The sequence below is a fragment of the Azospirillum endophyticum genome, assembly GCF_016595245.1.
Taxonomy (GTDB): domain Bacteria; phylum Pseudomonadota; class Alphaproteobacteria; order Azospirillales; family Azospirillaceae; genus Azospirillum; species Azospirillum endophyticum.
This window is the reverse complement of the sequence record NZ_JAENHM010000069.1, coordinates 40186-66914: the sequence shown is the minus strand read 5'-3', so window position 1 is coordinate 66914 and position 26729 is coordinate 40186. Positions and strand designations below refer to the sequence as shown.

Below are 26729 nucleotides of genomic sequence, written 5' to 3'. Positions count from 1 at the left end.
TTTATTGCTGATGGCCAAGCTCTTGGGGTAAGAAGCCCCGGTTCCGCGCATCGGGGGTCTTGCGCGGCCAAGCGCCGGGGGTTGCCATTTCCCAGTTCTCGCCCGCCTTCATCGAAGCGTTCAACAGCGCCGCCGTCCTGTTCCAGGCCAGCCGCTTCGAGGATGCGGCCGCGGCTTTCCGCCGCCTGATCGCCGAACACTCCGGGATCGCCGCCCTGCACGGCAACCTCGGCCTGTGCCTGCGCGCCGCCGGCCGGCCGGACGAGGCGATGGACGCGCTGAAACAGGCCCTTCGGCTCAAACCCGACTATCCGGACGCGCTGAACGCGCTGGGCGGCATCCTGCTCGACCGCCGCCACATCGAGCATGCGCTGATCGCCTTCAAGGAATTGGTGAAGCTGAAGCCCGATTATCCGGGTGCGCTGCTGACACTCGGCAACCTGTTCATGTTCATCGGCGGAGGCGAGCGGGCGCACGCCACCTATAGGCTGGCGGTCGCCGTCGAGCCGGATGTGGCGGTCAACCACAACAACCTGGGCGCCGTCAGCCTCAGCCTCGGCCATCCGCAGGACGCGGCGCTGAACTACCGGCGTGCGCTCGCCATCGACGTCGGCAAGCCGGAATACCGCAAAAATCTCGGCACCTGCCTGCTGATGGCCGGCGACTATCCCAACGGCACCGTCGCCTATGAGGGCCGGCTGGAGCAGCCGGTCTGGCGCAAGCGCGACATGCCGGGCGTCCTGTGGCAGGCCCAGCCGCTGGCGGGCAAGACGCTGCTGGTGCATTTCGAGCAGGGCCTGGGCGATTCCTTCCAGTACATCCGCTATGCCTGCATGCTGAAGCGGATGGGCGCGCGGGTGCTTTACGAATGCCAGCCGGCACTCAAGCGCGTGCTGTCGACCGCCCCCGACCTGGACGGGCTGTTCGCCTTCGGCGAGCCGTTGCCGCCCTACGATTACCACATCTCGCTGATGAGCCTGATGCACCGGCTGGGCACCACGCCGGACAGCGTCCCCGGCGGGGTGCCCTATCTGCGGGCCGAACCGGAGCTGGAGGCCGGCTGGGCGGAGCGGCTGGAGCGGCTGGAGGGCGGCAAGCGCCCGGCCCTGCGCGTCGGCATCAACTGGCACGGCAACGAGACCGGCAAGTCGATCCCGCTGGAGTGCTTCGAGGCGATGGGCAAACTGCCCGGTGTCCGGCTCTACAGCCTGCAGAAGGTATCGGGCCTGGACCATCTGGAACGGCTGCGCGACCGGGTGGCGGTGACGGAGCTGGGGGCGGATTTCGACGCCGGCCCGGACGCCTTCCTCGACACCGCCGCGGTGATGGCGAACCTGGATCTGATCATCACCTGCGACACCTCGGTCTGCCATCTGGCCGGCGCCATGGGCCGGCCGACCTGGGTGGTGCTGAAATGGTTCGCCGACTGGCGCTGGATGCGCGACCGGCTCGACAGCCCTTGGTATCCGACCATGCGCCTGTTCCGTCAGGCAACGTCCAACGACTGGGCCGAGGTGATGGACCGGGTGACGGCCGAAGTGGCGGCGAATGCCGGAGGGCAGGCCACCCCGAACCCCGCTGAAGGGACGCTGCGATGACGCTGAACGAGGCGATGCGGCTGGCGTTGGGGCATTTCCACGCGGGCCGGATGGCGGAGGCCGAGGAACTGTGCCGGGCGATCCTGCAGGCAGTCCCCGGAACGGGCGAGGTCGCCCAGCTTCTGGGCGTGGCGGTGATGATGCAGGGTCGACCGCAGGAAGCGGAAGCCATTCTGCGCCAGTCGATCGCCATGCGGCCGGAACTGGCCGACAGCCACGGCAATCTCGGTACCGTGCTGCAGTCGCTGGGACGGGTGGGCGAGGCCCTGGCAGCGCATGACCGTTGCGCCCAGTTGTCGCCCGCCACGCCGGAGGCCTACGTCAACCGCGGCTCCGCCCGGCTGGCGCTGGGCGACCGCAACGGGGCGGCGACCGATTTCGCCCGCGCGCTCCGACTGCGGCCGGTCGACGCGCTCGCCGCCACCAACCTCGGCGTGGCCCTGCGCGAAAGCCATCGGGTGGCGGAGGCGGAGCGTGCGCTGCGCCGGGCGCTGGCCGTCGAGCCCGGCCATGCCGAGGCGATGCTTGGCTATGCCCACGCCCTGCGCGAGCTGGGCCGGCTGGGCCAGGCGAAGATCGCCTACACCCGCGCGGTGGCCCTCACCCCGGCCAAGACCGAAGCGCTGTGCTATCACCTGTACCTGATGCAGACGCTGTGCGACTGGGACGATTACGACCGGCTCTGCGCCCGGGTGAGGGAAACCATCGACCGCGACGGCGGCGTCGTCATCCCGCTCGCCACCCTGTCGATCGAGACCACGCCGGCCCAGCAGGACCGCTCGGCCCGGCTGTTCTACGACCGCTTGGTCAAGCGCCCCTCCGCCCCGCCGATGCCGGCGCGAGTCACCCCCCGCCCCGACGGCCGGCTGCGCATCGCCTATGTCTCGGCCGATTTCCACGAGCATGCCACCGCCTATCTGGCGGCCGAGCTGTTCGAGCTGCACGACCGCGACCGCTTCGAGGTGCTGGCCTATTCCTACGGCCCCGACGACGGCAGCGCCATGCGCCAGCGGCTGGTGAAGGCCTTCGACCGCTTCCGCGACATCCGCAGCGTGCCGCTGGACGCCGTCGCCCGCCGCATGGCCGACGACGGCGTCGACATCATGGTCGACCTGAAGGGCTACACGAAGCAGACCCGGCTCGACCTGCTGTCGCGCCGGCTGGCGCCGGTCGAGGTCAGTTACCTGGGCTATCCCGGCACCATCGGCTGCCCGCACATGGATTACGTGATCGGCGACCGCTTCGTCACCCCGCCGGAGCACCAGCCCTTCTATGCCGAGCGGCTGGCGATCCTGCCCGACGCCTACCAGATCAACGACCGCCACCGCCCGCTGCCCGACGCGGTGCCGTCGCGGGCCGACTGCGGCCTGCCGGAGGACGGCGTCGTCTTCGCCGCCTTCAACACCGCCTACAAGATCAGCCCCGCCATGTTCGCCCTGTGGATGCGCGTCCTGAAGCGCGTGCCGGGATCGGTGCTGTGGCTGTTCGAAGCCAACCCGCTGGCCGCCGGCAACCTGAAGGCCGCGGCCGAGGCCCGGGGCGTCGACCCGGCCCGGCTGGTCTTCGCCCCGCCCCGCCCGCTGGCCGAGCACATCGCCCGCTACCGCGTCGCCGACCTGGCGCTCGACACCCTGCCCTACACCGGTCACACCACCACCAGCGACGCGCTGTGGGCGGGCTGCCCNACACCACCACCAGCGACGCGCTGTGGGCGGGCTGCCCGGTGGTGACCTGCCTGGGCGGGACCTTCGCCTCCCGGGTGGCGGCGAGCCTGCTGAACGCCGCCGGCCTGCCGGAGACGGTGATGCGGTCGATGGCCGACTACGAGGATCTGGCGGTGGCGCTCGCCGGCGATCCCGACCGGCGCGCCGGCTTCCGCAAGCGGCTGGAAGAGGGGCGGATGACGGCGCCGCTGTTCGACAGCCGCCGCTTCGCCCGCAACCTGGAGCGTGCCTATCAGGTCATGTGGTCGCTGCACCAAGCCGGCCGGCCCCCCCAGGGGTTCATCCTGCCGGCCGGCTGAGCCCGGATCGGGGAGAGGATGCATCCTTTTCCCGGTCCGCTTGCCGTCTCAGGCCTATCTAAGCATGCATCGTCGCGCAACGAACGTGTTTCAAAGTTGCAACCTGATGCAAAATTCCTAACCAAGCCGTAAGCAACTTTGCTAGCATGCCGCTTAAGGATATTCCTTTGTTGGTATGGCTGACACAATGCCGAGAAATACTTCGGTCTCTAACTTTCTTCTGACTGTCTTCGCATCCCCGACGGTCTGCCGGTTGAGCCTGTTCCGGTGCGCTTCAACGCGGCATCGCCCTTGCTGCGGGCGGGCCGCCGTGCCGGGAGAGGCGGGATGAACGCGCTCAGTCCGTTCAGGCCCGCTACCCAGGAGGGGGCCACCTACCAGGGCCGGCTGGAGTTCGTCACCAGCCGCAAGATCTACGGCTGGTTGCACAACCAAAGCAATCCTGCCGAGGAATGCCTGGTCGATCTGTACGTCGACGGCCGTTTTCTCGGCACCCATGCCTGCAACGAGCATCACAAGGCGCTGACCAACCTGTCCGGCCGCAACGGCTTTCTCGCTTTCAACATTCCCCTGCCCGAGGGCCTGCTGTCGACCGAGGACTGCCGCGTGGACGTCAAAATCCATGGGACGACGGCGTCGATCCCGGGCGCTCCGCTCGTCACCAATCTCCGCCGGGCGGTGATCGACAAGGCGCTGTCCGGCATGACGCCGGAGCGCCAGGCCTTGTGCGTGAACGCGCTGTCCAAGGCGGCCAGCCAGACCAAGCGCGGACGCGACCGGTCGGAGGATGCGCGGCTGGTCCGCCCCGCCGAGGGCTTCGAGGGGGCCGAGCTGACCGTCGGCAGCTTTCTGGCGCACCAGCTCCACCGCTTGCAGGAAGCGCCCAATTTCCATCTGCGCAGCGCCGCCGACCTGACCCGTTTCCTGGTGCTGCATGCCGAGCGCTTCGGCTTGGCCGATCATGCCTGGTGCCCGCTGCCGGCCGACGTGACGGCCTATCTGGCTTCGGGCGACGAGGACGCCGCCGGCAACTTCCGCTCGCGCCTGTTCTCGGCCTACCGGCCGGCGGCGGACATGGCGGCGGGCGGCGGGACGGACGCTCTGTGCGATCTGACCCATTGGATGTTCGGCAAGGCCCGCCTGCCCAAGAAGGCGTTGGCGCCGCGGCATGTGGAGGAGCTGAACGCACCGGCGGGAATCGACCGCCATGGGCTGATCTCGCGCTTTTACGCCGGCATGCATGGCCGCGACCCCGATCTCGCCGCCGCCTTCGATCTGCAGGACGACCGGACGCTGTTTCTTCTGCTGCTGGCGATCTCGCTGTGGCTGGTGCGCTGGAATCTCGACGATCTGTTCCTGACCCCGGAGGTGCGCGCCCTGTTGGACGCGCCGGTCCGGCATGAAGGGCAGGTCATGACCGGGCTTGCCTACTTCTACGCGCGCCTGGGCGTCCCGGGGGCGCAGAGCCTGAGCCTTTCGGCCCTGTGCCAGCGGCAGCGCGCGCCGGTGGTGCGCCACCTGCCGCGCACGGCCCAGGCCAAGGGCGTCAACCTGTTCGGCTATTTCGACGGCGGCACCGGCATCAGCCGCAACGCCCTGTTCTCCCGCGACATCCTGCAGGACGCCGGCTTCGGCGTGACGATGCCGATGATGGCCGTGCCCGGCCGCCACACCGGCGAGGAGCTCTACCCGGTCAACCTGATCCATTTCGGCCTGCTGGGCGCGCCGGGCGACATGATCAACCATGGGCTGGAACGCTTCGCCGGGGCCTACAACATCGGCTTCTTCCTGTGGGAGACCAGCACCCTGCCCCGCTCGGCCCATCTGACGCTGGAGCTGATGGACGAGCTGTGGACGATGTCGAGCTTCTGCGCCGACGCGCTGGCCCAGCATTTCACCGGCCCCATCCATGTCGTGCCCAACTGCGTCGACGAGCGCGTGCTGAAGGCCGCCGCCGGCGAGCGGCCGAAGGCCGAGCCCTTCACCTTCTATTTCTGCTTCGATGCCCGCAGCTGGTACACGCGCAAGAACCCGCTGGCGGTGGCCCGCGCCTTCCGGAAAGCCTTCCCCCGCGAGACCGGGGTGCGGCTCGTCCTGCGCATCCGCTATCGGCAGGCCAGCCGGGGCGTCGCCGATCTCGCCCACAAGCTGGAGCTCGACCGGCTGGTCGGGGGCGATCCCCGCATCCTCGTGCGCGACCGCGAGCTGTCATACGCCGATTCCCTGGCCGAGATGCGCGCCTGCGACGCCTATGTCTCGCTGCACCGGGCGGAAGGCTTCGGCTACACCATGGTGGAGGCGATGATGATGGGCAAGCCGGTCATCGCGTCGCGCTATTCGGCCAACCTCGATTACATGAGCGACGAGACCGCCTTCCTGGTCGGTGGCCGCGAGCGCTATCTGGAGAGCGACGAGTATCTCGGCGTCACCCCCGGCGCCCGCTGGTTCGAGCCCGATGTCGGCCTAGCCGCCGAAGCGATGCGGCGGGTGTGGGAGGATCGCGGCGAGGCCGCAAGGCGGGCGACGGCGGGCATGGACGTCGCCCGCCGCCGCTTTGCCCGCCCGGTGCTGCAAGACCTCTATGCCTCGCGGATCGATGCCTTGTTGAAAGGCGGCGTCTCGGCCATGGCAGAGGCGTGATCGCTCAACGAACCCTGCGACCGCATGCCACACGGCGGTTCCCCCGATCCCGCCATACCCTACCCATTCGAGATGAGAGTTGGCGGAATCCTCTCCAATCCTTCGCTCCGCGCCTCTCCCCCAGCCACAGCGGCTCTCTCATCCTTCCCTGCCCTGCAGACACCCCAGCCTTAACCGAAGATTGAGAAATCTATATTTGATGCGCTTGTATTGTGACATCACTTATACAACCACACAATGAGGTTGATTTTCTCTTTGTCCTTTGGCTATAGACCGATCAGGAGTTACCCTGATATTCCATTTGGCGTTCCCATCAAATGGTGTGGACTCGGAATGGGATCGGAACACTGGCCACCGCACCTGGATCAGAGGTGAAGGAGGTCGGGCACTGCATCCTCCGGTATGTCATCCGTGGGGATCGGGCCTGACCGTCGGGATGGGGAAGATGGGGATGGATGGCGGTCTGAAGCTGGTTGGGAACGCAGCGGCGCCGGCGCAGGGCCGGGACGCCGCGGCGCGCACCAGCCTCGAGGATGCGTTCAACGGCTATCGCCTCTTCTTCGGCCGCCACCCGGCCAGCGTCGAGGAGATCACCGCCGCCACCGGCTGCACGCTCGGCGAATTCCTCGGCCTCTACCTGATGCGCAAGGAGTTCCTCAACGGCGTCGTCGCCAATCTCACCGGCACGGCCGTGCTGCCGCATGTCGTCCTGGCCCCGGCGCCGGACGAGGCCTTGAGGCACTGGGCGCTGGACCGCCTGCCCCTGTCGGCCGCCGCGCGCGAGCGCCTTGCCACCAGCCGCTCCTGGCGCTTCTGGCTGCTGACCATCCTGCGCGACGACGGCTTCCGCGCCGGCTTGCCGGCCGCGGTGGCCGACTGGCTGGCCGGCTGCGGCCTGGAGGGCCGGCTGGCGGCGCTGGAGCTCGCCCCCACCCGCCGCCTGATCGGCGAGCTGTCGCACAGCGGCGCCGGCACCGTGTCGGGCTGGTGTGCCAACGCCAGCGATTTTTCCGAACGCATCGTGCTGGAGCTGACGCTCGGCGGCCGCTTCATCGGCGCGGCGCGCTGCGACCGCTTCGTCCCCGGCTTGGGCGAGCGCATCGGCAGCGGCGGAGAGCACGGCTTCAGCTTCGACATCCCGACGGCCCATGCCGACCTCGCCGCCCGCGGCGCGATGCTGCGGGTCTGCGACGCCCAGTCCAAGGCCCCCTTCGGCAGCGACCTCTACGTCAAAAGCAATTTGCCGGCCGCCCTCGACGAGCTCGGCCACATGCTGGCCGCCATCCAGTCGGTGAAGGAAACCCTCGCCAGCCTGGAACGGCAGCTTCCCCATGCCCTGCGCAATGTCAGCCCACCGCTGTCGGCCTATGGCAGCCTGAAGGCGCAGGGCCTGCTGGCCTGCCACCGCCCGCCGGCCGGACAGGCCGTTCCCGCCGCGGCGGCGGACCTCACCGTCAATCTCATCCTGTGGACGGGCGCCCTGGCGCCGGCGCCGCTGCGCCGCATGCTCGCCTCGCTGGACGCGCAGTCGCATGGCCGCTGGATGGTGACGGTGCTGGCCGACGATAATGGCAGCGACGACGGCCTCGGCGACGAGGCGCGGGCGCTGCTCCGCCCGCTGGAGGATGCCGGCCGCCTGGTGGTCGCGGCCCCCGCGGCCCTGCCCCGCCTGCTGGCCGGCCATCCCGCCCTGGCGGCGGCCGGCGGCCATCTGCTGGTCGGCCGCGCCGGCATCCTGCGGCCGGACGCGCTCGCCGCCTTCCTCGGCGCGCTGGAGCCGGGGACCGCCGGCCGCGCCACCGTCGCCTACAGCGACCATGACGTCGCCCTCGCCGGCCGCGGCGGCAAGGCCGCGCAGCTCTTCCCGGTGTTCAAGCCGGACTTCGACCCGGTGATGCTGCTGGCCTACGACTATCTCGGCCCGATCGCCATGGTGGCCGCGGACGCGCTGCTGAAGGCCTTCGCCGTCGCCGACGGGGTGCCGCCGTCCGGGATGCACGACCTGATGCTGCGGCTGGCCGATTGCGCCGCGCCGGGCGGCATCCGCCACATCGCATCGGTGCTCTACGGGCTGGAGCAGGCCGTCGACCTGCGCGACCCTGCCGGCCTGCCGCGGCTGCTGACCGGCGATCCGGCGGCGGTCGAGGCCTGGGCCGGACGCCGCGGCCTGGAGCTGCGGGCGCGGCGGACGCAGCTGGTCAGCGAGGATGGCGAGGCCGGCCAGACCCTGGTCGAGGCCTGCGAGATCGAATTCCCCGCGGCCGAACTGCCGCCGGTCAGCGTCATCGTGCCGACCCGCAACTCTCCGGTCCTGCTGCGCAACTGCCTGGATTCCCTGCTGCGCACCCGCCAGGCCTATGGCGGGCCGCTGCAGATCCTGGTGATCGACCACGAGAACGAGGATCCCGACAGCGTCGGGCTGATCGCCGCCATGCGCGCCCAGCGCGGCGTCGACGTCATGCCCTATCGCGGCCCCTTCAACTGGGCGCTGATGAACAACCTGGCCGCCGCCCAGGCGAGCGGCGAGGTGCTGGTCTTCCTGAACGACGACGCCATGGCCGCCGACCCCCGCTGGCTGGCCCGCGCGGTGGCGACGCTGCGCCTGCCCGAGGTGGGGGTGGTGGGGGGGCGCCTGCTCTACGGCGACGGCAGCATCCAGCATGCCGGCGTGGTCACCAGCCAGGAGCAGGGAGCGGTGCATGACGGGCGGGGGATGCGTGGCGACGAGGGCGGCTATCTCGGCCGCAACCTCGTGCTGCGCTCCGCCGCCGCGGTGACCGGCGCCTGCATGGTCACTCACCGGGCGGTGTTCGAGCGCGTGAACGGCTTCGACCCGACTTGGCCCGTGGATTGGAACGATATCGTCTACTGCCTCGCTGTGCGGCATACCGGACGGCGGGTGGTCTACGATCCCAGGGTTTGCCTGTACCATCTTGAGTCGAAGACCCGCGGATACTTGCTCGGTCAACCGGGCTACGACACTTACCGTAACGATCTGAGAAGGATCACAGCGGAGTGGAAAGAGATAATCGGAGATCCCTTCCATAATGCCGCTTTCAACCGCATGGGCGCCCCATTCACAAGGTTTCTATTATAAATTATTTGTATTTTTATTTTATTTTTCGCCAATATTTAGACAGGGGTTTGATTTTATAATGATAAAGGGAAAAGAATCTGTTTGCGAAACCTTATTGGATGGATTTCATGTCACAACCAAGCGCTCACCATATTGCCAGTTACTAATTAAAAGTGAATGCGTATCTTTGTCTGCTAATTTATCATTAAAGGGAAATATGATCAAACTATCTAAGAAATTTATGTATCTTAATATAAGGTGTTAAATAATTGATATAGCGGAAATAAATTAACTAAAATATTCACGCAAATAGGAAGATAATTCTATGAATGAAGTTATCTCTTTTGAGAAATCACGAACCTCAGTTGAGGAAGGGGATGTTTTATTAAAAGAAGGTTTTATAGAATCTGCTCTGGAGCTGTATAAGAATCATGTTCTCTATTTGAGATGGGATCCGAATCTTCATTGGCGCATTGCTAATTGCTATAAAAATATGAAGCGATGGAGTGACGCGGCTAACGCCTTTCGCGAAGTGATCAATATCGACCCGGAACGGAAGGGTGCTTGGTTCGAGCTCGGCGTTTGCCTGTCCATGCTCAATTTCCTTTATAGCGCTCGAACATGCTTCCAAATGGAAATCACTACATCTGGAGCAGCAGAAGCAAAAACTAACTTAAGCTATGTCGATTCTTTGCTATCTAATTTGGAAAATAAGCCCAGTTCGCGTGATAATGTATCCGAAAATACACCCTGGGTCCGTACTCTGTTGCGGAAAAACCGTCAGGATCCCTTACAAAAATCTGGAATCGAACCTAAGCAGACAACGTTATCTATTATTCTTTCCTTGAATGTTTTGACTATTTCTGATCTTGCTCTGGCCCTTCATGCGATCGAGTCGGTTCGTCGCCAGTCCTCTAATAATTGGGAGTTGTGCATCGGTCTCCTTGCTGCCCCGCCAAAGCTGCAATCTCTCATTGATGGGCTGTCGGAAAATGACCGTCGTTTCAAGGTGACAAGGCTTGCTCCAGGCGCCACCCTCAAGGATGCCCATCAGGCAGCTTTCGGCCTTACATCGTCAGAATACGTTGGCTTTCTCGACTCTTGCGATGAGTTAGCGCTCGACGCGACTCTAGAAGTTTCAAAGGCAATTATTGCCAATCCGCAAGGTCAAGCATTCTATACCGACCATGACCTTGTGGATTTGGCATACCACAGAACGGCGCCATCGAAAAAACCTGCTTGGTCAATTGGGCGCTTCCGCCGCGGCATGTTCTCCAGCCATTTCCTCGTGCTACGCCGGGATTTGGCAAAGGAAATCATATCCTGCAATGGTGCCGCTGAGTCGATTTGGCACATTGAGGTGCTGCTGCATGTCTCGGAACGGACTGAGCGCATCGTTCATATTCCCTGGCTGCTGTACCACCGACGGGTCAGTGCCACCACCTGCAACGAAGAGGTGGAAAGGAGCGAACAGATCCGCCGACTCAAGGAACAAACCCTAACTGCGCATTTGAAGCGGATCGACATGGCAGCCACTCAGTTCAGCGGGATCGGCAGCGGAGAAGTTCGAGGCAATACCGTACAGGGCAGGATCCGTAAAGGTAGCGATGACGCTCCTACTATGGTCGATTTGGTCATAGACCAAGTAATTGTGACAACTACTGCAATTGAAACACTCAGTTCCGATCCAGATGACAGCGACATCGCTCTCTTCCACTTCGACATTCCAAAGACATTCATCGACGGTTCCGTCCACGTTATCTCCGTCCGTACCAGTGGGCACAAGTCTTCCCTGACAATATTGCCACCCCAAGAGTGTTTCCTCACGGCTATTGAGGCAGGGGCCTGGACGATCCGTGGCCAGTTGGTGCAGGGCTGGCTAGTTGCTGTCGCCGACCTCACCATCAATCTGAGAATCTTAGTCGATGGCACAGTCGCCGGAACAGCTTCCGTACACGCAAGTGCAGGGAAATCAACAGAGTTCTCCTATTCGATTTCACGCCATTTTGTCAACAACCGGCCCCATTTGGTGAAGGTGGAATATGTCGACGAACCAGACAACTTCCTGCCCTGGCAAGGCGGCGGCACAGAAGCGCCGTTCCAGGCGCGCATCCTTGGAAACGTTGAACAGACGAAGGGTGGCATCGTCTCCGGCTGGGCCGTCGATATGGCCGCTCCAGACGCTCCGGTCGACGTCGAACTTCTGGATTCTGGCATTCTGGTCGCTCAGACGAAGACGCTCTCCAACCGCATGGATGTGAATGCCGATCTAGGGATCTCTGGAACACACGGCTTCCAGCTTTCCGTTCCCGAAAGGCTGTTCGACAACCGTCCCCACACCCTTTCGTTGGTCGTGCAGGGGGAGCAGCTTCCCATCAGGGCAGATCGCCAATTTCCAGTGAAATTGGACCGCACGGTGGTGCGCGATGCGGCGGATCGCTATGCCGGTTTCATCGAGAAGGTCGGACCACTAGTGATCAGTGGATGGGCCGCCGACCGAATGGACCCCTATCGCCCGGTGCATGTGGCGATCCATGTGGACGGCGTATGGGAGGCGACCGTCGTTGCTAACCAGTTCGAGAAGCGACTGCAGCATGTGACTCCAAGTGGCCATCATGGATTTACCTACAGATTTCCTTCGCGGCTAATGAACAGCGCTTGGCACAAGATCGAAGCGTTCTTCGTGCCAACCAGCTTGCCTCTGAAGAAATCCAAGGAGAAGGAAACTTCGTTCAACGTCTTTTTCCCCCTCATAGATTTCTTCTCCACCTATGAGGCGCCAGGAAAGTATCCTGGTTTCCTCCCGCCATCGCTGACCAACTTAGCCCGGCGCCCGGAACGACGCCTCATGGCCGCAGACAACGGCATCTTAGTCAGCCTTGTTGTGCTCAATTGGAACGGCAGACAATTGTTGGAGCCGTTCCTGCAATCTGTCCAAACGTATCTGCACGGACGCTCAATAGAAATTATCGTTGTTGATCATGGCTCTGACGATGAAAGCCTTCAAGTCCTCGATGATTTTAAGTCCACTCTAAATTTGTCTGTTATTTCCCGGAATGCCAATTATTCTTTCTCCTCCTCCAACAACCTCGCAGCCAAAAAAGCGGCAGGTCGTTACCTGTTCTTCGTAAATAATGACATCGTTTTCACTAACGATTGTCTTCCGATCCTGACCGAATGGCTAGATTCCGATCCGACTGTCGGGATCGTCGGAATGCGGTTGGTGGAGCCGGTGCCTCAAGCCGGTGGATGGGGCTACACCACACATCACCGCGGGATAGAATTCTGTCCGAAGGCTCTCTCCAACGGTGATTTCACCTATTTCCCAGCAGAGATCGCCGACAGCTATGCCGACATCGGTGCGGCATTCGAAGTGCCTGCTGTCACGGGGGCAGCCTTGCTATGCCGACGAGATGAATTCCTGAAAATAGGGGGATTCGACGAGAGTTATTTCTACGGGCTGGAAGATGTGGATTTCTGCCTGCGCTACGCCGAACGGTTCAGCAAGCGTATTATCTGCGATACGTCAACCGCTGCGATCCACAATCGTAGTTTCACCCGAACGGCAAGGTTGCTCTCGGACAAGCCCAATCCCATCCTCGCCAATCCCAAAAGTCAAAGCGACAACGCTGTCATATTCAGCAGGTGGATCAAGCGCCGAGTGGTGTGGAAGACACGGGCGTCTCTCATTGCTGGTTCGTCGACATGGCGACAGAAGCCGTTGCGCGTCACCTTCGCAGTAACTGATGCTTCTCTGGTAACGCCAGCGGGTGATTTCTACACTGCCATGGAAATGGCCGAAGCAATGCGCAGCCTATTCGGTTGGGAAACCTTGTTCGTTAAGCGCGATATGGAACGGATACCGGATACTGACGTTCTGGTGGTAATGCGTCACGACTACGTACTATCGAAGGTCCAGGAGGCCAACCCCGGCCTTGTTACCGTCGCTTGGATCCGGAATCGCGTCGACGAATGGCTGGCTGCCCCTGATTTCGAAGCTTATCATCTGGTTTTCTGCTCATCCAAGCTGGCAATCCAGACGGTCGCCGATGCAACAGGACGCACAGCCTATCTCCTGCCTATCGCTACAAATGAGGAACGCTTTCGCGCCAAGCCGCCAGTTGAGCGTCATGCAACGGACATCGTGTTCACCGGAAGCTTCTGGGGCGCATCCCGCGAGGCCATGGATATTCTCGACATGGACGAACTTCCGGGTCAGATCGCCATCTACGGCCACGGATGGAAAGATCACGGACGCCTGCGTAAATATTGGCGGCAAGCACTTCCTTACTCGGAACTGCCAGACGTTTATCCGTCAGCAAAGATGGTAATAGACGATTCTCATCCCGTCACCAGGGAATGGAATTCGCTAAATTCACGGATCTTCGATGCACTGGGCAGCGGTACTCTGGTATTGACAAACTGCCGCAAGGGCGCCGAAGAGATGTTTGACGATCGCCTACCAACTTTCTCTACGCGGGAAGAGTTGACGACTCTTCTTCACTATTACTTGAATAATCCGCAAGAACGGGAAAGATTGGCGCTTCAACTCCATAACGAAGTTTTGGACAAACACACCTACAAACACCGCGCACAAGCTTTCAAAGCGGTACTGGAGGAGCATGCCGGTGCGACACTTCATGTCGCCATCAAAGTCGGCGTCCCTAACCATGAAGAAAAGCACGGATGGGGTGACTGGCATTTTGCCCAAGCACTCCAACGAGCACTGCGCAGAGCTGGCCACCATGCTCGCATCGACATCTTGCCGGAATGGTATACTACCTTGTCAGTCAGCGATGACATGGTCATCGTCCTGCGTGGCTTGTCGGAATACAAACCAGCCCCCTCAAAGATCAACGTAATGTGGCTGATCAGTCACCCTGATGATGTACCTCTTAGCGAATTTGATCGCTATGATCATGTTTTCGTTGCCTCAGAGCCTTATACTGAACTGCTAAGACGACGGTTGGGTGACCGTGTTTCAGTCCTCCTTCAATGTACTGACCCCGCCGTCTTCCATACAGTTGGTGAGAAGCCTACGGAGTGTCCCGAAATTCTGTTTGTCGGCAACTCACGTGGAGTTCGCCGCCCGATAGTCGATCACGCAATTGAAATGGAAATAAATATTGGTGTCTATGGCGGGCGGTGGGATGGGATTATTCCGCAAAATCTCTGGCATGGTAATTATATACCGAACAACAATCTTAAATCATATTACTCTAATTCAAAGATAGTTTTAAGCGATCATTGGCCGGACATGAAGAGAGATGGGTTTATCTCGAATCGTATATTCGACGCTGGCGCTTGTGGATCTGCCATTATTAGTGATGATATCAACGGTCTTCATAAATTGTTTGGAGATTGCGTAATCACCTATGATGGAGCAAAAGATTTAACAGAAAAGGTAAGATACCTCCTAGATAATGATAGTAAACGTGCTGATGTTGGAAGAAAACTTCAGGAAAATATCCTCACGAACCACACTTTTGATCACCGCGTTTATGATATACTACAAGTAATCCGACCCCTCCTTTAACGAAGAATTTTATACGGAACGTCATAATGAATATAGCGGATACCAGTGGGCTCGATATTCCTGCGCTGGAGGCTGCCTATCGCGGCCGCAACGCGCAGGTGGCGGTGATCGGGCTCGGCTATGTCGGTCTGCCGCTGGCCCTGGCGCTGACCGGGGCCGGCTTCGCGGTCACCGGTTTCGACATCGACCCGGCGAAGGCGACGGCGCTGAACGGCGGGCGCTCCTACATCCGGCAGATCGCCGACGACCGCGTCGCCCAGGCGACGGCGACCGGGCGGTTCCGGGCGACGACCGACGCCGACGCGTTCGCCGCCTGCGACGCCGTGATCGTCTGCGTTCCCACCCCGCTGTCGCCGCAGCGCGAGCCGGACCTGAGCTTCGTCGAGGCCTCCACCCGCCTGATCCGCGACCGGCTGCGCCCAGGCCAGCTGGTGGTGCTGGAATCGACCACCTGGCCCGGCACCACCGACGAGGTGATGCGGCCGATCCTGGAGGAGACCGGGCTGGTGAGCGGCCGCGACTTCTTCCTCGCCTATTCGCCCGAACGCGAGGACCCCGGCAACATCACCTTCACCACCAGCACCATCCCCAAGGTGGTCGGCGGCGACGACGAGGGCGCGCGGCGGCTGGCGGTGGCGCTCTACGAGCAGGTGGTGCCGCAGGTGGTGCCGGTGTCCGGCACGCGGACGGCGGAGGCGACCAAGCTGACCGAGAACATCTTCCGCTCGGTCAACATCGCCCTGGTGAACGAGCTGAAGATCGTCTTCGAGCCGATGGGCATCGACATCTGGGAGGTGATCGAGGCGGCCAAGACCAAGCCCTTCGGCTTCATGCCCTTCTATCCCGGTCCCGGGCTGGGCGGCCACTGCATCCCGATCGACCCCTTCTACCTGACCTGGAAGGCGCGCGAGCACCAGATCTCCACCCGCTTCATCGAGCTGGCGGGAGAGGTCAACACGATGATGCCGCGCCATGTCGTCGACCGCCTCGCCCTGGCGCTCGACCGCCGGTCCGGCATCGGGCTCAGCCGGTCGCGCATCCTGCTGGTCGGCATGGCCTACAAGAAGAACGTCGACGACAGCCGGGAATCGCCGGGACTGCGGCTGATGGAGATGCTGCTGGAGCGCGGGGCGGCGGTCGAGTACCACGATCCCTTCATTCCCATGCTGCCATTCACCCGCGAGCATGCGGCGCTCGCCGGCCGGAGCTCCGTCGCCTGGGAACCGGAGCGGCTCGCCGGCTTCGACGCTGCGGTGATCGTCACCGACCATGACGGCCTCGACTATCAGGGCCTCGCCGCCCATTGCCCGCTGGTGGTCGACACCCGCAATGCGATGCGCACTGTCGAGGGCTTCGCCGACCGCATCGTCAAGGCTTGATCTCTGTCGTTGCAAACTAGGACGCGAAGGACCTTAGCACATGCCTCAAGATATCATCGACCTCTCATGCAACATTTGTGGCGGTACAATTTTCGGGCCGGGACCGGTTGGACGCATGTCAGATACTGGTAAGCCTCCTCATTGCACGCGCTGCGGATCACTGGAGCGACACCGGGCAAATAGAGCGCTGTTTCAGAGTATTCCCATTGGCGCTCTATCCTGGCGCCGCGCTCTTCAATTCAGCCCCGACATGGCCCTAAACAAAGCATGGTTCCAGAATTTCGAAGTATCGGTTTACGGTGGAGAGAATAGTCTCGACATCCAAAATATCAATCGCCCAGACGCATCATACGATTTTGTGTCTTTAAGCCATGTTTTGGAGTTCGTTCCAAACGATCATGAATCATTTTCGGAACTTATGAGAATTCTCAGCCCGAAAGGTATACTGCATCTTGTTTTATCACAGCCATTATCTAGACCACATTGCATAGATTTTTCATCTGCTACTGGAATTCACCAGTACTTTCATCTTTATGGTCAAGATTTTGAAAAGCGTTTTAGTATAAAGGAACACGGTTTTTATGCTACATTATTTAATGTTATGGACCCAATCACGGAGGTAACAGAAACCATACACGTCATCTCCAAATCAAAAGATTATTCGCAAAAAATAAATGAAGCTATTATATTTAATTCACGTCATATTGAAGTGTCTGAGATAAATCAAAAATCACGCATAGAGATTTGGAATACAGAATCATAAATTTGAAAAACATATAACTATTTTCGTACATCAAAGTGGATATTGGGTGTGCAATGCCGATATGTTCAAGTGGTTAATATGGCCGTTCCTGACGGCAACATAAATCCAAAAAAATACTAACGGATAATGATATTATTGACAATGATAACGCATGTGGCAATGCTATTAGTAAATTTTCTTCATCTGAGGCAGGTTAAAATGGGACTTTCATCCTCCAAGAAAATTCTTTGCTTTGCTCTCGCTTACTTAAACGTTGAGGTGTTTGAGAGATTTATCTCATCTATAATTCCTGAAAAAGATAAAATTGATTTAGTAGTTGTTGAAAATGGAAGTAAAAACTCAAACAAAATGCGTGAAATCGTGGATCGGTATGCGGATAATTTTATTATTGGTCATTTTCTTTTCAGAAGAAATATATATTTCAATGCAATGCAGCTTGCAATCGACGAAATTATGAGGAGTTCCCACATAAACTTAGGGAATTATGATTATTTCATAATCACAGATGGCGATCTTGTACCTGATAAGGGGTGGCTCGACGAAATTATTTCTGTTCTTTCTCATAATGCCGAGGTGTTTTCATGCGGAATGGGCGTTCATCTTGTGAATAAGCCCGCAAGTTTGTCAATGCAGAAAGTATTCCCGATCCCAGATGTTGATTGCGGATCATATATGGAATCTCGTATGGGATGGGTTTTTATGACTTTTACAAGGGAAAATTTTTATTCATTCTTCTCTTATAGAAATAAGTGGCAGACACTACTTCATGATCAAGAGCTATTTTATTACGCAAAATATCGGATGCAAAAAAAAGTTGGTAAAATTAAAAATATGAAGGCCTATCATCTTACTTGGGATTACTTAACGCCAGAGTATATAGAGAATAAGTATAAAATTATAGATCCGTGGCAGCATAATTCATATAGCGAGTATGTTCTTCACATTCCAGAATATGGAAGCAATTATTTTTTTGAATCTCCGATAGTTACTGAACATTCTACTGACTTAAAAACAAATTTGAGAGAAGTTGTATTTGAAAACTACCTAGATGAAGATGTTTCGGTGTGTTTGTCGGACGACAACGAGTTTTCGAAAAACTCTTCTCATGACATGAAAAATATATTAATTACCCAAAACGACACGGTATCGATTCATTTCGGAGCTATAGGCATTCTTAACTTTTTTATTAGAACAAAAGGCGGTAGGGTAATAGAAGGAAAGAGACCAGTATCTCCTGAAACTGATAAATTTACTATTCGAATATTGGAGTCAGGTGACACAATAGCAGAAATTTTTGATCTATCTAAAGCAGTTCCCTGTGGAGGGGAAGTTGCTACCCGTGTGGCTTTTAGAGAGGGAAAAGGGCTATTTATTCATACGGCCAAAACAGAAACACTAGGAGGTCGCGCGAAAATTTCATCGTTGGATCTATCAGGCGCAATCTACATGTTAGTGAGAGTATATTTAGATCACTCAAAAGCAAGTTCTGCTAGATTTAGTGTCACTGTAAATGGAGAGGGTAGCAACAACACCTCTCTTAACTGGAAATCTCCGCCATGTTCTTACCCTGAAAAAGGAAGAATTTATAAAATACCGATCAACATCATCGATAGAAAATCGGACATTTTCCTGGACGTTTTTCTATCTTCCTCTGAAGAAGACACCTCATATGGATGGTTTTATTTCGAAAACATTCAGTTAATCTATAGGGCCGATGAGATGCCGCATGGTGACTGGGCAACTGCTCACCGAACCGGCTGATTGGGCGCCGCCCGCCTGGCATTCTGCGCATTGGGGGTGTTCAGCAAACAAGTGCTGCGTTTTCGGGTGCGAACGTGAGTCAATATGTCCATGACAGTTCCGCCATGCTATCGTCTGATTGACGCCGAGAAGGACGCCCTGCTGGTCGAGCAGGCGGCGCTGATCGAGCGCATGGCGGCACGGATCGCCGAACTGGAAGCCTTGATCGGCAAGCCGAAGAAGACCTCGGCGAACTCCCACATCCCGCCTTCGCAGGATGGCCCCGGGGGCAAGGCCCGTAAGGCAAAGCGGGGGCGCAAGCCACGGCCATCGCGTCCCGGTGTCGTGCGGCCGCTCGCGTCCGATCCCGATCGCACCGAATGCTGCCTGGCCGACAACTGCCCGCATTGCCAAACGGCCTTGTCGGCGCAGGCGCAGCGCTGCCGGCACCGCTACGATCACATCGACCTGCCCGAGGTGCGCCCGGTGGTGACGCGGGTGGAGTTGTTCGGCGGCCGCTGCCGGCAGTGCGGCCGGCGCTATCGGGCCGAGCCACCCGCCATCGTGCCGCCGAGAACGCCCTTCGGTTCGTGGATCCGCTCGCTGCTGGCTTACGCATCACAGCCATCATGTCGGCTTCGAACGGCTGATGCGTCTGCTGAAGGAGGTGTTCGGGCTGACCATCTCCGAAGGCACCATCGCCAATGCCTTCCGCCGCATGGGCCCGGCGTTCGACACCGCCTGCACGGCAATCAAGGCCAAGTTCCTGACCGTCCCCGTCATCGCTTCGGACGAGACCACGACACGGGTCAACAGTGTGATCCAGTGGCAGTGGGTGTTCCAGTCCGACGAGGCTGTGCTGTACACCATCCTTCCCAGCCGGAGCCAAACGGTCACCGCCGCAGTCTTGGGCGAGCACCAGCCGAAGGTCTAGGTCTCCACAAAACACACATAACCACAGCGCGGACATACAGGCTTCTCTGACAATCATGGACACTCAAAACCATTGTTCATTCCTTATATATGGAATGCGTCGTTGGTCCGTGACAGCATCCAATTTTTTAATAGACGTGTAGAACTCAATGTATGCTACATGTTGGAAATGTCCACAGCGCATAGTAGAAGACATAAGATGTTAACATCTATTGAAAAATTGCGCGAAGAAGTTATTCTATCTTTAGAGCATAATACCAAAGTTAATCTTTGGTGGAGAGATGATGATCTCATTAATAATTCAGTGAAATTTAACAATTTAGTTGATATATCAGGGAATTATGGTGTTCCAGTTCTAATATCCATTATTCCAGGATTAACATCTGATTCTTTGGACATTCATCATTGCGATGAAGAATTGATTTATTTCTGCCAGCACGGTTGGAAGCACATTAATCACGAATTGGATGGAGAGTTGAAGAGCGAGTTTGGATCCACCCGAGAGACATCAGTCGTTTTAGATGAAATAATTTCTGGACAAATGAAGCTCACTTACCTTCTTGGTGAGCGGCGCCTTCCGGTTTTCGTACCCCCTTGGAACACATTCGGAGATAAGCATCTAAATATATTAAAAGACCGTGGCTTTACCGGCTTATCAACTCATAATATAAGAAAGAGTCCTTTTGCTATTGGCGATATCAGAATAGCAAACACTCACATAGACATCTTGCGTTGGCATGCTCATGCTAATCCCAGTATGATCCCTTTGGAAAATATTATCGAGAAAATTACCGATTTGGTTCGACGACAGCGTATTCATCCTTTACCAGACCCAGAACCAATTGGGCTGCTCTCCCATCACCGGGCGATGGATAAAGATTCCTGGCTGATGATAGATGAACTATTCTCAGTCCTTGCATCAATTTCTGGTATCACATGGATGACGCCACCGAAAGTGTTCGAGAAGCCCAAAATCATTCTAGTCGATTAAGGCCACCTAATAATATGCACGAGAGCCCTGTTGAATGTGAGGAGCCAAAAAATCGCTCCCTAAAAGGCAGGAGGCACATCTCTGTGCATCCTGCACCACTTGCTCTACATCGAACACCATTATGCCTGCGCTGGAATCTTGGACTCGTGCGGTGTTAGGTAGGAATAAACTACGTGCTGTGCCGTCATGTCACCACGTTTAAGTCAGCATCACTCCGCGCTTCCAAACCATACCTAAAACCGACGGTGCCTCACTTTAGAAGTCCAACGACGCATCAGGAGTTGGAGCCCAGTTCACCACATCGTGGCTTGAATGAAAGGGAAAGCCGCAGAGGGGCACCACCTGCTTCATCATTACCAACCTGCCCCACTGCACTGAGCGTTTGTTGTACGTAGGTGTGCATTGTCAGCACGAGCAAGTGGAAAATCACATCAAGAGCGGGCTGCCCCCCGGCCGGCATTGCCCGAGCCTTTCGGCTTTTCCCCCGAAGCGGCGGATGCCGCCGCCTCCTGCGGCAAAGCCGGCATATGCAGGACCTGCCGCAGGGTGATCGTTCCTTCCCGGCCCTTGTGCACGGCCAGCACCAGCTTTTCGGCACCGCCTGCCGACGCATTCCGGGGCGCGCGGCGGTTCACGATGACGATGTCGCCGTCATTCATCAGGCGCGCGTTGGCGCCGAAATAGCCGGGCGCCAGCACCGTCGCCATCTCGTCCCGGGTTCCGACGCCCCAGACGGTGAACCCCAGCGAACCGGGAAGCTCGGCGATTGGCTGGACATGGGTATAGGGGGTCATCATCGCTGCGGCTCCATGCGGATTGATCCGCAAGGAATAAATGCATGCGATAGGATATCGGTCAACAATGCCGGGAAAAACCCTGCCCGATCAGGCGGATAGCCGCTCCACCCCCACGGGGGCAGGGCCGGCACGCCCCCGATCGGGGCCGGACGATCACGCCGGCCGGCTAGGCATTCGCCACCAGCTTGGGGTTCTTCTTCCAGTCTTCCATGATGACCTGGGCCTTGTGGCGGTCCTCGCTGGTCAGCTGGTTGCCCAGTTCATGCGCCTTGGCTTCCAGCCCCTCGCGCTCGGGTCCGGGCTGGGTGCCGGCGGCGGCCATGATATACCAGACATAGGCCTGGAGCGGGTTGTGGGCCTTGCTGTCCGGGCTGGCGTAGAGCGCGCCCAGGTTGGTCATGGCGCCGGTGTGGCCCTGCGCCGCGGCCTTGCGCAGCCAGTCCACCCCCTCGACCAGGTCGGGGCGGCCGCCCCAGCCATGGACCAGCATCAGCCCCAGATTGACCTGGGCGCCGACATTGCCCTGCATCGCCGCCTTGCGGTACCAGACCGCCGCCTCGGCATAATCGGGGGCGCCGGCCAGCCCGTTGGAATAGATCAGGCCCAGGTTGAACTGCGCGTTGACGTTGCCCTTCTCGGCCGACAGCCGGCACCATTTCAGGGTTTCGCGGTAATCCTTGGGCACGCCGTGGCCGCGGGCATAGAGCAGGCCCAGATTGACCTGCGCCACCGGATGGCCCTGTTCCGCCGCCTGGCGGTAGAACTCCGCCGCCCGGGCCGGGTCGGGCTCCACCCCGGTGCCGTGCTCGTGGATGACGGCGAGCGCCAGCTGGGCGTTGGCGAAGCCCTGTTCGGCGGCGCGGCCGTACCAGGCGATCGCCTGGCCGATGTCGCGCTCCACCCCCTGGCCGTTGGCGTAGAGCGAGGCGAGCGCATGCTGGGCCACCGCATAGCCGGCCTCGGCGGAGCGGCGGTACCAGTCGGCGGCGACGGCATGGTCCTGCGCCACCCCCTGCCCGAAGGCATGCAGCAGCCCCATGTGGTGCTGCGCCTCGGGGTGGCCGGCCTCGGCGGCCAGCCGGTACCAATGCACCGCCTGGGCGATGTCCGGCGCGATGCCCAGCCCGTTGGGATAGAGCAGGGCGAGATTCGCGTCGGCCGTCGGCGGGCTCGCCTTGGAGACGGTCTTGTACCAGCGCACCGGCAGCGCGTTGTCCTGCGCCGCCCCCTCGCCGTTGGCGTAGCACAGGGCGAGCGAGAACTGCGCGTCCCTGTGGCCCTGCTCCGCCGCCTTGCGGAACCAGTGGGCGGCGTCGCCGAAATCGCGGACCACCCCCTGGCCGCGGGCATAGAGCTGGCCGATGCGGTACTGCGCCTCGGCGTCGCCGCGTTCGGCCAGCGGCATCCAGTCGGCGACGGCGGCGGCATAGTCCTCCGCCTCGAAGGCGGCGAGGCCGCGCCGGAAATCGGGCTTGCGGGAACCGGTGGTGGATTTGCTTCGCTTCAGCATCTTGCCGAACAAGATCAGGGCTCCCGCAGGCTTTCGTCGAACCCGCGCAGGATGGGGCGCAGGAAATAGGTGATGATCCGGCGTTCGCCGACCTTGATGTCGGCGGTCAGCGGCATGCCGGGGATCAGGCGGAAGTTGGACGGCACATTGTCCAGGCTGGTGGTCAGCAGCTTGACCCGCGCCCGGTAGAACAGAATCCCGTTCGCGTTGTCCTTGCTGTTGGAGAAGGAGTCCTCGCTGATCGTCGCCACCTCGCCCTCGAGCGAGCCGTGCTGCATGTAGGGATAGGCCTCGAGCTTGACCCGCACCTTGTCGCCGATCTGGACGAAGGCGAGGTCGCGGGCGTCGATGTTGGCCTCGACCTCCAGGGGGGCGCCGACCGGCACCAGGGTGAAGAGCGGCTCGGCCTCCTTGGCGATCGAACCGGGGGTGGCCTTGGGCGAGACCTCCAGCACGATGGCGTCGACCGGCGCGTCGAGCTGGACCAGCGACTGGCGCTTGCGCGCCTTGGTCAGCTGCTCGCGCACGGCCTCGCGGTCGTTGCGCTGGGTGGTCAGCTCCTCGATGATCTTGCCGTTCCACTGCTGGATGAAGACGTCGCGCTCGGCCAGCTGGGCCTGCAGGTCGTGGCGGTTGCCCTGCAGCTCGTTCTGGTTCAGGACCAGGTTGCGTTCGATGTCGATGCGGTCGCTGATGGCCTGCAGCAGGTTCAGCTTGCTGCCGACCTGCGTCGCCAGCAGCGAGGAGCGCATGGTCTCGATCTCGCGCACCACCTTCAGCCGCTCGTTCAGATGGACGCGGTCCATCTCGTATTTGGAGACGTTGGACTGCAGGCGGGCGAGCTTCTCCTCGTAATTCTGCATCTGCGACTGGTACTGCGCCTGGCGCTCGCGCCACAGCGCCTGCTGCAGCGTGCCGTAGCCATAGCGGTCGCTGCCCGCCACGAAGGGCTTGCCGTCATGCTCGGCCTCCAGCCGGGCGATCTGCGCGTCGGCGCTGGCAAGCCGGGATTCCAGCTGCAGGACGTCGGCCTGGGTGAAGGTCGGGTCCAGCGTCGCCAGTGCCTGGCCCTGGTGGACGACGTCGCCGGCGCGGACGAGGACCTGCTTGATCGCCGCCATCTCCAGCGGCTGGATCATCACGTTGGGCTCGGTCGAGATGATCTTGCCCTGGGAGGCGACGATCTTGTCCAGGTAGGACAGCGACGCCCAGGTGATCGCCCCAATGACGAACAGGGCCAGCAGATGCAGCGTGATGCGCGCCAGGAACGGATCGGGGGCGTTCTGGATCGCCTCCGTGTCCTTCTGGAAGGCGCCGACCGCCGCCTTGCCGCGCGCCTTGGCGCGCTTGTCGAGCGGGGAGGCCGGGTTGCGCGCTACGGCATCGTTCGCGGGGACGCGCGTCGTCTCAATTTTCGCAAGCTTCTGTGCGGTCAAGGGACGCGCTCCTAGATGTGCCGGTTCTGCTGGTGCCAGAGATGCTGGTAGATGTCGCAGCGCCCCAGCAGCTCGTCATGGCGGCCGCTGTCGACCACCTTGCCGCGGTCCATCACCAGGATGGTGTCGGACGGCACCAGCGACGACAGGCGGTGCGAGATCATGATCATGGTGCGGCCGCGGGCGATGTTCATCAGGTTGGCCTGGACGATCGCCTCGCTCTCGGCGTCGAGCGCCGAGGTCGCCTCGTCCATGATCAGGATCTTCGGGTTGGTCAGCAGGGCGCGGGCGATGGCCAGGCGCTGGCGCTGACCGCCGGACAGGTTGGACGAGCCTTCCTCCAGCATGGTGTCGAGGCCCTTGGGCAGCCGCTCCACGAACTCGTCGGCGCCGGCCAGCTGGATCACCTTCAGGATCTCGTCGGTCGTCGCCCCCGGCTTGGCGGCGGCGACGTTGTCGCGGATGGTGCCGGTGAACAGGAAATTGTCCTGCAGCACGACGCCGATCGAGGCGCGCAGATGGTCGAGGTCGTATTCGCGCAGGTCATGGCCGTCGATGCGGATCAGGCCTTCCTGCGCCCGGTGCAGCCCCTGCAGGAGACGGGTCACGGTGGTCTTGCCCGAGCCGGAGCGGCCCATCACGCCGAGGATGGTGCCTTCGGTGGCGGCGAAGGACACGCCGTCGAGCGCCGGCGGCGCCGAGGGGGCGTAGCGGAAGCGCACCTCCTGGAACTCGACCGTGCCGCGCAGCGGCGTGCGCAGGCCGCGGCCGGTGCGGCCCTCTTCCGGCGCGTGGTTCATGATCGTGCCCAGCATCTGGACCGAGATCGACACCTCCTGGAACTGCTGGACCAGCTGGGCCATCTGCAGCAGCGGCTGGGTGACGCGGCCGGCCAGGATGTAGAAGGCGATGAGCGCGCCCATCATCATGTCGCCGTTCAGCGCCAGATAGGTGCCGAGACCCAGCAGGCAGGCCATCATCAGCTGGTTCAGCGGCATGGCCACCGTCTGGCCGATGATCATGATGCGGCCGACGTCGAAGCGCTGTTCGGCGGCGCGGGCGACGCGGTGGTCCCACTCCTGCTTCTGGCGGGCGTCGAGCGCCAGCGACTTCACCGTGCGCATGCCGTGGATGTTTTCGATCAGGAAGGACTGCTGGCGCACCTCGGCCTGGTAGAGATCCTTCATCCGGCCTTTGATCAGCGGGATCATGATGCCGATGTTGATCGCCATCAGGATGGAGAAGGCCAGGACCAGGACGGTCAGCGGCACGCTGTACATGAACATGATCGGCAGGAAGACGACCAGCGAGACCGTGTCCAGCAGCGTCATGAAGAGCTGGCCGGTGAGGAAGGTGCGGATCCGCTCGGCCTGCTGGACGTTCTTGACGATCTCGCCCGACGACACCTTCTCGAAATAATGCATCGGCAGGCCGACGAGCTTGTTGAAGACCTGGACGTTCATCTTCGCGTCGATCTTCTTCGTCGCGTAGAGCATCAGGTACTGGCGCAGGTAGGAGAAGGCCGTCTCGAACAGGATGACGCCGACCATGCCGATCATCAGCACGCCGAGCGTGCCCAGGCTGCGGTGGACCAGCACGCGGTCGACCACCAGCTGGAAGAAGATCGGCACGGCGAGCGCGAACAGGCTCATCAGGATCGCGGCGATGCCGATGTCGCGGAAGATGCGCTTGTGGCGCAGGATCTCCACCACGAACCATTTCAGGCCGAAGGGCTGCTCGGCGTCGGCCAGGCCGTAGTCGCGCTTCAGCAGCACCACCTCGCCGGCCCAGGCCTGGCTCAGGCGGATGCGGTCGACCGGCAGGATCAGTTCCTGCCCGGCCAGCGGGTCCTGCAGGATGGCGACGTCGGTGTCGCCCTGCTTGCCGAAGCCGACCACCACCATCGAATTGCCGTTGCGCAGGCGCAGGATGGCGGGGAAGGCGTCGTGGAGCTTGCCCAGGTCGTCCCAGTCCAGCGTCGTCGCCTCGGCCTTCAGGCCGATCGACTTGGCAACGCGCAGAAGGCGCGCGGTGTCCAGCTCCTCGTTGCCGATGACGTTGCTGTGCTGAAGCCGCTCGGCCGAGACGTCGAGGCCGCGCTGACGCGCGACGACGGCCAGGGAATGCAGCCCGGTGTGGGCGCAGGGGACTTCCGCAGCAAGGGTCATGGGAACCGCCGTAAGGAATAAGGAGTGCGTCGCGAAAGCAAGGTCTTCATACCGTTCGGTCACCCGGCCTCGATCGACCATGCGCTCCTGGGGCCGGGGGCGCGACGAAGCGCGTGGCGTCCACCACTTGCGGACGAGA

The 26729-nt window shown here is 60.4% G+C and carries 14 protein-coding genes and 1 pseudogene; 11 read left to right on the top strand and 4 right to left on the bottom strand.

The genetic code is table 11. The features are described 5' to 3' along the window. The first annotated feature begins 59 nt into the window (after nt 1–59). The 11 genes and pseudogenes from JHL17_RS25400 to JHL17_RS25355 all read left to right on the top strand — a co-directional run bounded on the left by JHL17_RS25400 (nt 60) and on the right by JHL17_RS25355 (nt 20679). Nucleotides 60–1598, top strand: coding sequence for a tetratricopeptide repeat protein (locus tag JHL17_RS25400; RefSeq protein ID WP_200197471.1), 1539 nt, complete (start codon nt 60–62; stop codon nt 1596–1598). Beyond that, nucleotides 1595–3328: an O-linked N-acetylglucosamine transferase, SPINDLY family protein gene (locus JHL17_RS25395; RefSeq protein WP_247893812.1), complete on the top strand. Its 1734-nt coding sequence runs from the start codon at nt 1595–1597 to the stop codon at nt 3326–3328. Before JHL17_RS25400 ends, JHL17_RS25395 begins: the two co-directional genes overlap by 4 nt. Further along, entirely contained in the window at nt 3268–3621 is a 354-nt protein-coding gene (locus tag JHL17_RS37285) for an O-linked N-acetylglucosamine transferase family protein (RefSeq protein WP_345773876.1), read from the top strand. The genes JHL17_RS25395 and JHL17_RS37285 overlap by 61 nt, the downstream gene beginning before the upstream one ends. Nucleotides 3622–3948: 327 nt before the next feature. Next, nucleotides 3949–6261, top strand: a complete 2313-nt coding sequence (locus JHL17_RS25390) for a glycosyltransferase family 4 protein (protein WP_200197470.1) — start codon at nt 3949–3951, stop codon at nt 6259–6261. A 451-nt stretch (nt 6262–6712) separates the two neighbouring features. Beyond that, nucleotides 6713–9358: a glycosyltransferase gene (locus JHL17_RS25385; protein WP_200197469.1), complete on the top strand. Its 2646-nt coding sequence runs from the start codon at nt 6713–6715 to the stop codon at nt 9356–9358. Between the two features lie 304 nt (nt 9359–9662). After that, a complete protein-coding gene (locus JHL17_RS25380) occupies nt 9663–14873 on the top strand; it encodes a glycosyltransferase family protein (protein ID WP_200197468.1) in 5211 nt (1736 codons plus the stop codon). 26 nt (nt 14874–14899) lie between these two features. Beyond that, nucleotides 14900–16252 carry a nucleotide sugar dehydrogenase gene (locus JHL17_RS25375; RefSeq protein WP_200197467.1) on the top strand — a complete coding sequence of 451 codons (1353 nt, stop codon included), beginning with the start codon at nt 14900–14902 and terminating at the stop codon, nt 16250–16252. Between the two features lie 40 nt (nt 16253–16292). Next, entirely contained in the window at nt 16293–17015 is a 723-nt protein-coding gene (locus JHL17_RS25370; protein ID WP_200197466.1) for a class I SAM-dependent methyltransferase, read from the top strand. Nucleotides 17016–17213: 198 nt separating this feature from the next. Then, a complete protein-coding gene (locus tag JHL17_RS25365) occupies nt 17214–18776 on the top strand; it encodes a glycosyltransferase family 2 protein (protein WP_200197465.1) in 1563 nt (520 codons plus the stop codon). Nucleotides 18777–18866: 90 nt separating this feature from the next. Continuing rightward, nucleotides 18867–19686, top strand: a pseudogene (locus JHL17_RS25360) (IS66 family transposase); the annotation flags it as partial. A gap of 105 nt (nt 19687–19791) precedes the next feature. Then, nucleotides 19792–20679 (top strand): polysaccharide deacetylase family protein, encoded by an 888-nt coding sequence (locus JHL17_RS25355; protein ID WP_200197464.1) that lies wholly within the window; start codon nt 19792–19794, stop codon nt 20677–20679. Between the two features lie 431 nt (nt 20680–21110). Here JHL17_RS25355 and JHL17_RS25350 read toward each other — a convergent pair whose 3' ends face one another. The 4 genes from JHL17_RS25350 to JHL17_RS25335 all read right to left on the bottom strand — a co-directional run bounded on the left by JHL17_RS25350 (nt 21111) and on the right by JHL17_RS25335 (nt 26590). Then, nucleotides 21111–21476, bottom strand: coding sequence for a hypothetical protein (locus JHL17_RS25350; protein ID WP_200197463.1), 366 nt, complete (start codon nt 21474–21476; stop codon nt 21111–21113). A 166-nt stretch (nt 21477–21642) separates the two neighbouring features. Next, a complete protein-coding gene (locus JHL17_RS25345) occupies nt 21643–22998 on the bottom strand; it encodes an SEL1-like repeat protein (RefSeq protein WP_200197462.1) in 1356 nt (451 codons plus the stop codon). Nucleotides 22999–23000: 2 nt separating this feature from the next. Next, the gene (locus JHL17_RS25340; RefSeq protein ID WP_247893811.1) at nt 23001–24422 is read right to left on the bottom strand and encodes an HlyD family type I secretion periplasmic adaptor subunit; all 1422 of its coding nucleotides are present in this window, start codon (nt 24420–24422) and stop codon (nt 23001–23003) included. A gap of 11 nt (nt 24423–24433) precedes the next feature. Further along, nucleotides 24434–26590, bottom strand: a complete 2157-nt coding sequence (locus tag JHL17_RS25335; protein WP_200197461.1) for a peptidase domain-containing ABC transporter — start codon at nt 26588–26590, stop codon at nt 24434–24436. Between the last annotated feature and the right edge of the window lie 139 nt (nt 26591–26729).

Bases quoted from the DNA above. Each gene is read 5' to 3' on its own strand.
- JHL17_RS25390 (WP_200197470.1), top strand. From the start codon at position 3,949: ATGAACGCGCTCAGTCCGTTCAGGCCCGCTACCCAGGAGGGGGCCACC.
- JHL17_RS25385 (WP_200197469.1), top strand. From the start codon at position 6,713: ATGGATGGCGGTCTGAAGCTGGTTGGGAACGCAGCGGCGCCGGCGCAG.
- JHL17_RS25380 (WP_200197468.1), top strand. From the start codon at position 9,663: ATGAATGAAGTTATCTCTTTTGAGAAATCACGAACCTCAGTTGAGGAA.
- JHL17_RS25375 (WP_200197467.1), top strand. From the start codon at position 14,900: ATGAATATAGCGGATACCAGTGGGCTCGATATTCCTGCGCTGGAGGCT.
- JHL17_RS25370 (WP_200197466.1), top strand. From the start codon at position 16,293: ATGCCTCAAGATATCATCGACCTCTCATGCAACATTTGTGGCGGTACA.
- JHL17_RS25365 (WP_200197465.1), top strand. From the start codon at position 17,214: ATGGGACTTTCATCCTCCAAGAAAATTCTTTGCTTTGCTCTCGCTTAC.
- JHL17_RS25350 (WP_200197463.1), bottom strand. From the start codon at position 21,476: ATGATGACCCCCTATACCCATGTCCAGCCAATCGCCGAGCTTCCCGGT.
- JHL17_RS25335 (WP_200197461.1), bottom strand. From the start codon at position 26,590: ATGACCCTTGCTGCGGAAGTCCCCTGCGCCCACACCGGGCTGCATTCC.